Raw genomic sequence first — 9,253 nt, 5'->3', positions numbered from 1 at the left:
CCCGGAGAGCCGGACGGCCACTCCTGAGAAGCCACTGAAGGCAAGACCCCATAAGCCACATCCGGCCCTCCCGGGCCACCTAACAACTTACGGAGCCCCCATGTCCGGTAGTCCCGGTAGCCCCGGAAGTCCCCTCGGTCCTGGTAGCCCGCCGTCCGAAGGCGGGTTCGTCCGGCGCGTCGGCCTTTTCCAGGCCACCGCCATCAACATGAGCCAGATGTGCGGCATCGGCCCGTTCGTGACCATCCCGCTGATGGTGTCCGCGTTCGGCGGCCCGCAGGCGGTGATCGGCTTCGTCGCGGGCGCCGTGCTCGCGCTCTGCGACGGCCTCGTCTGGGCCGAGCTGGGTGCCGCGATGCCCGGCTCCGGCGGCAGTTACGTCTATCTGCGCCAGGCCTTCCAGTACCGCACCGGACGCCTGATGCCGTTCCTGTTCGTCTGGACGGCGATGCTCTTCATCCCGCTGATCATGTCCACGGGCGTGGTCGGCTTCGTGCAGTACCTGGGCTATCTCGCTCCCGGCCTCGGCCGGACCTCCGGCGACCTGATCGGGCTCGGCATCATCGCCCTGGTGGTGCTCCTGCTCTGGCGGGGCATCGAGCACATCGCCCGGATCACCGCCGTGATGTGGACGGTGATGATCGCCTCGGTGCTGCTGGTGATCGTCGCCGCGGCGAGCGACTTCAGCCCGCACCTGGCGTTCACGTACCCGGCGCACGCCTTCGACCTGACCGGCGACCACTTCTGGCTGGGCTTCGCGGCGGGCCTGACCATCGGCATCTACGACTATCTCGGCTACAACACCACCGCCTACATGGGCGCCGAGATCAAGGACCCCGGCCGCACCCTGCCGCGCTCCATCCTCTACTCGATCGTCGGCATCATGGCGATCTACCTGCTGCTGCAGATCGGCACGCTCGGTGTCGTCGACTGGCACCGCATGACGAACCCGGGCGACATCGCCTCGACCTCGGTCGCCTCTGCGGTCCTGGAGGAGACCTGGGGCAAGGGCGCCGCCGACACGGTGACCGTGCTGATCCTGATCACGGCCTTCGCCTCGGTCTTCACCGGCCTGCTCGGCGGTTCCCGAGTGCCCTACGACGCGGCCCGCGACCGCGTCTTCTTCCGCCCCTACGAGAAGCTCCACCCCAGGCACCGCTTCCCGATGCTGGGCCTGGCCACCATGGGCGTGATCACCGCGATCGGCTTCCTGATCGGCCGCCACACCGACCTGGCCACGCTGATCCAGCTGCTCACCACCGTGATGGTGATCGTGCAGGCGCTCGCCCAGATCCTCGCGCTCACGGTGTTGCGCCGCCGCCAGCCGGCCCTGAAACGGCCCTACCGCATGTGGCTCTACCCCGTGCCGAGCATCGTCGCCTTCGCCGGCTGGTGCGTGATCTACGGGTACGCGGACAAGAACTCCCCGGGCCGCCACCCCATCGAGTGGTCCCTGGCCTGGCTCGCCCTCGGCTGTGTGGCCTTCGTGATCTGGGCGCGCCTGGAGAAGGTGTGGCCGTTCGGCCGCAAGGAGATCAGCGAGGAGTATCTGGCGCCCGAGAGCCCGGTCGTGGTGTAGTCTCCGAAACACACGTCAGCCTCACCCGGCGGGATCAACTCCCGCCGGGTGAGGCTTTTTTCATGTCCGACACCACAGAAACCGACGTCGTCGTCCGCCCGGCCTCCGTCGAGGACCGCCCTGCCGTCGAACGGTTGTGGCTGATGTTCCGCCACGACCTGTCCGAGTTCCACCGGCTCCTGCCAGGCCCCGACGGCGCGTTCCGCAGCGAACGCGTCCAGGACGCCTTCTCCTCGCCCGACTGGGCGCCCTACCTGTTCGTACAGGGCGAGCATCCGGTCGGCTTCGCCTTCGTCCGGGGTCTGGGCGCGCCTGTGCGGGTGCTCAACAGCTTCTTCGTGGTCCGCGGCGCCCGCCGGACGGGCCTCGGGTCGCGTACCGTCCGTGAGGTCCTCACCCGGCATCCGGGCAGCTGGGAGATCGCGTTCCAGTACGAGAACCCGGGCGCCGTCGCCTTCTGGCGGCGGGTCGCGGCCGAGCTCGCGGGCGACGCCTGGACGGAGGAAACCCGCCCGGTGCCGGGCAAGCCGGCGCTGCCGCCGGACGTGTGGATCTCGTTCGACCTGGGGTGCTGACTGCGCGCCGCACGCCGCCGGCCTTGACATGCAGGTATCTGGCTGCATAACGTTGAGTGTGCGATCAGGGGATGACGGTGGGATGGACCAGGTCTTCAAGGCGCTGGCCGACGACACGCGCAGGCGGTTGCTGGACCGGCTGCACGAGCAGAACGGGCAGACGCTGGGTGAGCTGTGCGAGCGCATCGCGATCACCCGGCAGTCGGTGACCCAGCATCTGGCCGTCCTGGAGGCCGCGCATCTGATCAGCACGGTGCGGCGGGGTCGGGAGAAGCTGCACTACCTCAACCCCGTGCCGCTCCACGAGATCCAGGAGCGGTGGATCGACAAGTTCGAGCGCCCGCGGCTGCGCGCGCTCGGCGACCTGAAGCGACGAGCCGAGGAAGCCATGAGCGACAAGCCCAGCTATGTCTACGTCACCTACATCGCCAGCACCCCGGAGAAGGTCTGGGACGCCCTCACGGATGCCGATCTGACCGCCGTCTACTGGGGGCACTCCAACGTCTCCGACTGGCGGCCCGGGTCCCGCTGGGAGCACGTGCGCACCGACGGCTCCGGCATCGCCGACGTGGTCGGTACCGTCGTCGAGAGTGAGCGCCCGACCCGGCTGGTCACCAGCTGGGCCGCGCCGGAACACGAGGGGGAGCCGGACCGGCACTCCCGGGTCACCTTCGACATCGAGCCGCACGCCGACATCGTCCGGCTCACGGTCACCCACGAGGACCTGGACGGCGAGGACGAGCTGCGCGCCATCTCGGCCGGCTGGCCGGCCGTGCTGTCCAATCTGAAGTCCCTCGTCGAGACCGGCAGCCCGCTCCCGCAGGCGCCCTGGCTGGTGCCCGGCCGGTGAACAACGCGGCGGGGCCGGTCCGCCGTCACCGGACCGGTCCCGCGTCCTCCCTTCCAAGGGGGAGCTCTGTGCGGCTATGGCATGGGCGTCCGCCGGGCCGCCGAAGCGGCACACACCAGCCCGAGGCAGAGGGCCAGCGCGCCGATGACCACGTTGTTGATGATGACGCCCGTGTCCGGGCTGCGGCCGACCACCCAGGGCGCGATGATCATCCAGATGCCGATGGCGCACATGGCCCAGCTGAGGCCGTACATGCGCTCCGGTGCCCGGGTGAACCCCAGTGCCAGCAGGCCTATCGCTATGCCCATGATCAGGTTGTGGGTCACCAGCGCCGGCTGGCTCGCCGTGTAGTGGAGGATCCACGGGGACGCCGCGCAGTACAGACCGAGCAGGAACACCGGTCCGTCCACGAGGGCCACATCGCGACCTCCGAGCATGCGGGCGTAGCGCTCCCGCATCTCGCCTACGTCGGGGTGGCTCGATATGTCGCTTCTGCCGTGCGAGACGTTGGCCATGAGTCGTCTCCTTTGACTGTGCAAGCCTGACCGCGTCTGGTGCGGGCGTTATACGCCGCTACTAGACATTCTGCCCTTATTTCTCCTTTATGTGTAGGGCACACGACCGGATCCGGGTAGTCGTCAAGACCGGCCCGGTCCGGACGCCGCAGCTTCCAGGGCTCGTGCACCGCCGGGCCGTCGAGCGCGGCGAGTTCGGGAACCCAGCGGCGGACGTACGCCCCGTCGGGGTCGTAGCGCTTGGCCTGGGTCACGGGGTTGAGGACGCGGTTGGGGCGAGTGTCGGTGCCGGTGCCCGCCATCCACTGCCAGTTGAGCTGGTTGTCGGCGACGTCACCGTCGACCAGGAGGTCCAGGAAGTGGCGGGCGCCCACGCGCCAGTCGACGTACCGGGTCTTGGTGAGGAAACTCGCGGTCAGCAGCCGGCCCCGGTTGTGCATCCAGCCCTCGTGGCGCAGCTGGCGCATCGCCGCGTCGATCACCGGGTATCCGGTGCGTCCTTCCTTCCAGGCCTGGACGTCCTCGTGCGCGGCGTCCGCGGAGCGCCAGCGGTCGTGTTTGGTCAGGTAGTCGGCGGTGGCGGCCGCGGGGCGGGCGGCGAGCACCTGGCGGTGGAAGTCACGCCAGGCGATCTGCCGTACGGCCACCTTGCACACCTCCTCGACGACGTCGCCGGAGCGCACCACCAGCCGCCCGCCCCGTCTGCGCAGACCGCCGTCGAGGTCCCGCAGGCAGTCGGCGAGGAACGCCAGCCGTTGGGCACGGCGAACCCGGCGTCCGTGACGCCCTTGTCGCGTACGAACAGCGGGACCACCTCGCGGGCCTCGTGCGCGGCCCGAAGCGGCGGATGGTCGTGCAGGCGCAGGTCGGCGGTGAACAGGACGACCGAGACGTTCATGGTGCTTCTCCGGAGTCGAATGGCGGGCGGCCGGTGAGCTACTCACGGCCCGGCGGACACCGCGGACGCGGTCGTCACCCGCCGGGTGCGGACTCCCTCGCGAGGGAGTCCGGGACGCGGGCCGCGGCGAGCGCGATGTTGCGGGCCATGCCGCCGAACACGACCGCGTGGAAGGGGGAGACACTCCACCAGTAGGCGTGGCCGAGCAGCCCGTGCGGATGGAACACGGCCCGCTGGCGGTAGCGGGTACGGCCCCCGGGGTCGGCCAGCTGGGAGTGATCATGACCGGCAGGCGTTCGGTGAGGTAGCGCAGCATCTCGAAGGAGACGGAGCCCGAACCGATGACGACGGCGGCACGAAGGACGGTCGTGGGCACGCCGCAGTCCAGCAGGATCCGGCCCACCTCGGCCCGCGACCGCAGATGCGGCGACAACTCGGACTCCGGCACGCCCGACGGCGTCAGACCACCGAGGTAGACGACGCGCCGTACCCCCGCGGCCCGGGCCGCCTCGCCGAAGATCCGCGCCGCCCTGCGGTCGGTCGCCTCGAAGTCGTCGCCACTGCCCAGCGCGTGCACCAGGTAGTAGGCGACGTCGACACCCCGCATGGCCTCGGCAACGCCGGCGGCGTCCGTGACATCGCCTCGCACCACCTCCGCCCGCCCGGCCCAGGGGTGATCGCGCAGCTTGCCGGGGGAGCGCGCCAGACAGCGCACCCGATGGCCCTCGGCGAGCAGTTCCGGAACCAGCCTGCCGCCGATGTATCCGGTCACCAGGCAACGCGGGCCCAGGGCGTGGTCGTCAGTGTTCATCGGCTCTGCGTCCTCCGCGCCGGCCCCCCTGGAGATCACTTCCACCTGTGCCGTCGTTTCGGATGCGGCGGATTCCATGGTCTGCCCGCCGGCGGCAACGGTCGACCGGGAGCGGCGGATGCCGGGCACGCGCCGGCTTCCTGGGCATGTCCGCGCCCATCGCGGGCAGACGAACCGCAGGACAGGGGCCGGATGAGGCCGAAGGAAGGATGCTGGAGGTGTCTGCCGCTATGAGCGCCAAGGTGTTGGAACGTTTCCCCGCCGGGGCTCCGCGGGGATCGTGGCCGGCGGAGGAGTACGCGGCGGAGCGGCGCGCGGCGGGCGAGCCCGCGACGGTCGTGATGGATCTGCGGACGGACGCCTTCCTGGTCGTGGTCCCCGGTCCGGACGACGACTGACCCCCCCCATCCGGCCGGGAGCGGCCGGTCCGGGAAGCGGCTGTTCCGGCCTTCCGGCGGCACCGGTCGGCGGCGTCGGCGCGCACCGCCGTGCGGGTCACGAGCACCTCGGCCGGCCGGACGTCTTCCGACTCGCACCGGCGGTGCCCCGAGAGCGCATGAGGACGGCGTGTCCTTGTCCGCCGGTTTTGGGCTCCGCCCCACCGTGTTGCGCCGGCTGCGGGGTGATGGCGGCCAGCGCCGCCGCCACGGTCCTCGGCCCCGACCTGGCCGGGACGGTGCGGGTCATCGGCGTGGACGTCGACGAACACAAGCCGGTCACGGCGTACGGGCTCGGCGCCACTCACACCGTCAGGTCCTGCGAGACCGACGCCGTCGACGCGGTGCGGGAGCTGACCGGCGGATTCGGCGTCGACGTGGTGATCGAGGCGGTGGGCCGGCCGGAGAGCTACGGGCAGGACTGCTACGCCCGTGATGTCGCCGGGACCGTGGTGCTGGTCTGCGTCGCCACCCGGAGATGAGGCTGGAGTTGCCGCCCCTGGACGCCTTCGGCACCGGGACCATCGCGCGCGACGAGGTCGGGAAGGCCTTCGAAAGGACGCGCCACGGTGACGTCCTGGGCCCGGTGGTGGTCCGGTGACGAGCCAGGAGCGCATCGACCGCGGTTGCTGACCGCCCCGCGTCGTCGCACTCGAGGGACGCCCGTTCCCCCTGTTCCCCCTTGCTCTCAAGGGCACTTCGGCAGGCCCGGGAGCCGCCGCCGCGGCCTGCGCAGACCGGCGAGAGAACGCCTTGACAACGCTTCGGAGGCGCCCTCAGACTGACTCACGTTGCGCTCGCCGCACTCCGTTTCGCTATACGCACCGAGGTGTCATGATGATTCCCGCGTGCCGTCTCACGGATCTCCCGCGAGGCGAGGCCCACCGGCTCGATATCGACCCGCCCGTCTCGGTGTTCCACACCGAGGACGGCGAGCTCTTCGCCATCGACGACACGTGCACCCACCAGGACGCCTCGCTCGCCGACGGCTGGCTGGAGGGCCGCGAGGTCGAATGCCCCCTGCACGCCTCCAAGTTCGACCTGCGGACCGGCGCCGTGGACGCACCCCCGGCCAAGCGCCCGGTCCGCACCCACGAGGTCGTCATCGAGGACGGCACCGTCTACGTCCGGCTCTCCGCCGACGCCCCCAACCTGCCGCCGTGCGTCGTCGCCCGGCTCGCCGGGGGCGCGGCGTGAGGACGGTCGCCGTGGTGGGCGCCTCGCTGGCCGGACTGTCGGCCGCGCGCTCGCTGCGGCAGCGGGGGTACGACGGCCGGCTGGTCGTCATCGGCGACGAGCCCCATCGCCCCTACGACAGGCCGCCGTTGTCCAAGGAGTTCCTGGCCGGCACCCTCGGCGAGGCGGACCTGGCGCTGGAGCGGGACGACGAGGAACTCCGTGCGGAGTGGCTGCTCGGGACGCGCGCCACCGGGCTGGACCGCGCCGGGCGGGCGATCCGGCTCGCCGACGGCCGGGAGGTCCGCGCCGACGGCGTGGTCGTCGCGACCGGCGCCGCCGCCCGCACCCTGCCCGGCACCGAGGGTCTCGCCGGGGTCCATGTGCTGCGTACCCTCGACGACGCCCGCGCCCTGCGGGACGACCTCGCCCGGGGCGGCCGCCTGGTGGTGATCGGCGGAGGGTTCGTCGGCGCCGAGGTCGCCTCCACGGCGTACGCCCTCGGGCTCGACGTCACGGTGGTCGAGGCGGCGCCGACCCCGCTGGCCGGACCGCTCGGCCCGGCCATGGGCGCCGTCGTCTCCGCCCTCCACGCCGACCACGGCGTACGGCTGTTGTGCGGGGTCGGGGTCAAGGGGCTGAGCGGCGAGCGCCAGGTGGCGGCCGTACTCCTGGAGGACGGCCGCAGTGTGCCCGCCGACACCGTGGTCGTCGGCGTGGGGGCGCGGCCCTGCGTCGAGTGGCTGGAGGGCTCCGGCGTCGCGCTCGACAACGGTGTGAAGTGCGGCGCCGACGGGCGTACCAGTGTGGCCGGGGTGGTCGCCGTCGGCGACTGCGCCAGCTGGTACGACCCGGGCGCCGGCTGCCATCGCAGGGTCGAGCACTGGACCGGCGCACTGGAACGGCCGGCCGCCGCCGTCGCCGCGCTCCTCGCCTACGGGGCGACGGAACCGGGCGTCCCCAGGCCCCCGTACTTCTGGTCCGACCAGTACGGCGTGAAGATCCAGTTCGTCGGGCACGCCGCCGGGGCCGACGACGTGACGGTCGAGGAGGGCTCGACCGACGACCGCAGCTTCCTCGCCGTCTACCGGCGCGCGGGCCGGCCGGTCGCCGTGCTCGGGATGAACCAGCCGCGGCTCTTCACCCGCCTGCGCAAGCAGTTCGGCACCACCGCGTCCTGACCCGGCGCCCGCGCCGTCCCCATCGATCCACGACGTTCTCCGAGGAGTGCACCGTGACCTCGACCAGCCTGCCGGACAGCCTGATCGCCACCCTCCCCGGTTCCGCCTACACGGATCCCGGCATCTTCGCCCAGGAACAGGAACGCATCTTCGAGACGATGTGGTTCTGCGTCGCCCGCGCGGCGGACCTGCCGAAGCCCGGCGCGTTCCGCACGGTCGACGTGGGCCGCGAGAGCATCCTCGTCACCCGGGCCCGGGACCGTTCGGTCCGGGCCTACTTCAACGTCTGCCGGCACCGCGGGGCCAGGCTGTGCACCGAGGACACCGGCGAGGTCAGGCGCGCCTTCCAGTGCCCGTACCACGCCTGGACCTACGACCTGGACGGCAGGCTGGTCGCGGCACCCAACCTCACCAAGATGCCCGACGTCGGCCGTACCGAGTACGGCCTGGTGGGCGTGGCCGTGCGGGAATGGCTGGGCTATGTGTGGGTGTGCCTGGCAAAGGACCCGCCCTCCTTCGAGGAGGACGTGCTGGGGGCCGTCGTCGAGCGGCTGGGCGACACCGCGTCGATCGAGCGCTACGGCATCGACCACCTGTCGGTGGGCCGGCGGATCGTCTACGACGTGCGGGCGAACTGGAAGCTCATCATCGAGAACTTCATGGAGTGCTACCACTGCGCCACCATCCACCCCGAACTCACCGAGGTGCTGCCCGAGTTCGCCGACGGTTACGCGGCGCAGTACTACGTGGGCCACGGCGCGGAGTTCGGCGCGGACGTCCAGGGCTTCACCGTCGACGGTTCCGAGGGGCTGGACCGCATCCCCTCGGTCGCCGCCGACCAGGACCGGCGGTACTACGCGATCACGGTGAAGCCGCAGGTGTTCATCAACCTCGTGCCCGACCATGTGATCTTCCATCGGATGTACCCGGTGGCCGTCGACCGGACGGTCGTCGAGTGCGACTGGCTCTACCTTCCGCACGTCGTGGAGAGCGGCAAGGACGTCAGCCGGTCCGTGGAGCTCTTCGACCGGGTCAACCGACAGGACTTCGACGCCTGCGAACGCACCCAGCCCGGGATGAGCTCACGGCTGTACGCCAAGGGTGGTGTGCTGGTGCCCAGCGAGCACCACATCGGCGCCTTCCACGACTGGATCCACGAGCGGCTCGGCACCCGGCGGCCGGAGTGACGGGACTGACAGGACTGACAGACACGGAGCGCCCGTGGCCCGCG

General features: G+C 71.1%; 9 protein-coding genes and 3 pseudogenes. 8 read left to right on the top strand and 4 right to left on the bottom strand.

Features of this window, described 5'->3' with window-relative positions; translation table 11 throughout:
* The first annotated feature begins 100 nt into the window (after positions 1-100).
* The 3 genes from AB0D59_RS41130 (at position 101) to AB0D59_RS41120 (ending at position 3,004) form a co-directional block, all read left to right on the top strand.
* Positions 101-1,579 (top strand): APC family permease, encoded by a 1,479-nt coding sequence (locus AB0D59_RS41130; RefSeq protein WP_362576395.1) that lies wholly within the window; start codon positions 101-103, stop codon positions 1,577-1,579.
* Between the two features lie 62 nt (positions 1,580-1,641).
* Positions 1,642-2,154, top strand: a complete 513-nt coding sequence (locus tag AB0D59_RS41125) for a GNAT family N-acetyltransferase (RefSeq protein WP_362576394.1) — start codon at positions 1,642-1,644, stop codon at positions 2,152-2,154.
* Positions 2,155-2,236: 82 nt separating this feature from the next.
* Positions 2,237-3,004, top strand: a complete 768-nt coding sequence (locus AB0D59_RS41120; protein ID WP_362576393.1) for a metalloregulator ArsR/SmtB family transcription factor — start codon at positions 2,237-2,239, stop codon at positions 3,002-3,004.
* Positions 3,005-3,078: 74 nt separating this feature from the next.
* On the opposite strand, the gene AB0D59_RS41115 is transcribed toward AB0D59_RS41120, so the two are convergent.
* From AB0D59_RS41115 to AB0D59_RS41100, 4 genes and pseudogenes are all read right to left on the bottom strand, one after another.
* On the bottom strand, positions 3,079-3,519 hold the full coding sequence (locus tag AB0D59_RS41115) for an SPW repeat protein (protein WP_362576392.1): 441 nt from the start codon (positions 3,517-3,519) through the stop codon (positions 3,079-3,081).
* A gap of 101 nt (positions 3,520-3,620) precedes the next feature.
* Positions 3,621-4,417: pseudogene (locus AB0D59_RS41110) on the bottom strand (FAD-binding domain-containing protein); the annotation flags it as partial.
* Between the two features lie 74 nt (positions 4,418-4,491).
* Complete coding sequence (locus AB0D59_RS41105) at positions 4,492-4,644, bottom strand: DUF2867 domain-containing protein (protein WP_362576391.1); 153 nt, start codon at positions 4,642-4,644, stop codon at positions 4,492-4,494.
* A gap of 38 nt (positions 4,645-4,682) precedes the next feature.
* Positions 4,683-5,228, bottom strand: a pseudogene (locus tag AB0D59_RS41100) (NAD(P)H-binding protein); the annotation flags it as partial.
* A 209-nt stretch (positions 5,229-5,437) separates the two neighbouring features.
* Here AB0D59_RS41100 and AB0D59_RS41095 point away from each other — a divergent pair.
* The 5 genes and pseudogenes from AB0D59_RS41095 to AB0D59_RS41075 all read left to right on the top strand — a co-directional run bounded on the left by AB0D59_RS41095 (position 5,438) and on the right by AB0D59_RS41075 (position 9,209).
* Complete coding sequence (locus AB0D59_RS41095; protein ID WP_362576390.1) at positions 5,438-5,626, top strand: hypothetical protein; 189 nt, start codon at positions 5,438-5,440, stop codon at positions 5,624-5,626.
* Positions 5,627-5,892: 266 nt separating this feature from the next.
* A pseudogene (locus tag AB0D59_RS41090) lies at positions 5,893-6,266 on the top strand (zinc-binding dehydrogenase); the annotation flags it as partial.
* Between the two features lie 233 nt (positions 6,267-6,499).
* Positions 6,500-6,862: a bifunctional 3-phenylpropionate/cinnamic acid dioxygenase ferredoxin subunit gene (locus AB0D59_RS41085; RefSeq protein ID WP_362576389.1), complete on the top strand. Its 363-nt coding sequence runs from the start codon at positions 6,500-6,502 to the stop codon at positions 6,860-6,862.
* Positions 6,859-8,022: an FAD-dependent oxidoreductase gene (locus tag AB0D59_RS41080; RefSeq protein WP_362576388.1), complete on the top strand. Its 1,164-nt coding sequence runs from the start codon at positions 6,859-6,861 to the stop codon at positions 8,020-8,022. Before AB0D59_RS41085 ends, AB0D59_RS41080 begins: the two co-directional genes overlap by 4 nt.
* A 53-nt stretch (positions 8,023-8,075) precedes the next feature.
* Positions 8,076-9,209, top strand: coding sequence for an aromatic ring-hydroxylating dioxygenase subunit alpha (locus AB0D59_RS41075; RefSeq protein ID WP_362576387.1), 1,134 nt, complete (start codon positions 8,076-8,078; stop codon positions 9,207-9,209).
* The last annotated feature ends 44 nt before the right edge of the window (positions 9,210-9,253 follow it).

This window comes from Streptomyces sp. NPDC048417 (genome assembly GCF_040651615.1).
Lineage (GTDB): Bacteria > Actinomycetota > Actinomycetes > Streptomycetales > Streptomycetaceae > Streptomyces.
Note: the sequence above shows the minus strand (reverse complement) of the source record. Positions and strands in the feature narration are given on the sequence as shown.

Excerpts from the sequence above, each read along its gene's own strand:
- AB0D59_RS41130 (WP_362576395.1), top strand. The coding sequence starts at position 101 with ATGTCCGGTAGTCCCGGTAGCCCCGGAAGTCCCCTCGGTCCTGGTAGC.
- AB0D59_RS41085 (WP_362576389.1), top strand. The coding sequence starts at position 6,500 with ATGATGATTCCCGCGTGCCGTCTCACGGATCTCCCGCGAGGCGAGGCC.
- AB0D59_RS41095 (WP_362576390.1), top strand. The coding sequence starts at position 5,438 with ATGCTGGAGGTGTCTGCCGCTATGAGCGCCAAGGTGTTGGAACGTTTC.
- AB0D59_RS41120 (WP_362576393.1), top strand. The coding sequence starts at position 2,237 with ATGGACCAGGTCTTCAAGGCGCTGGCCGACGACACGCGCAGGCGGTTG.
- AB0D59_RS41125 (WP_362576394.1), top strand. The coding sequence starts at position 1,642 with ATGTCCGACACCACAGAAACCGACGTCGTCGTCCGCCCGGCCTCCGTC.
- AB0D59_RS41115 (WP_362576392.1), bottom strand. The coding sequence starts at position 3,519 with ATGGCCAACGTCTCGCACGGCAGAAGCGACATATCGAGCCACCCCGAC.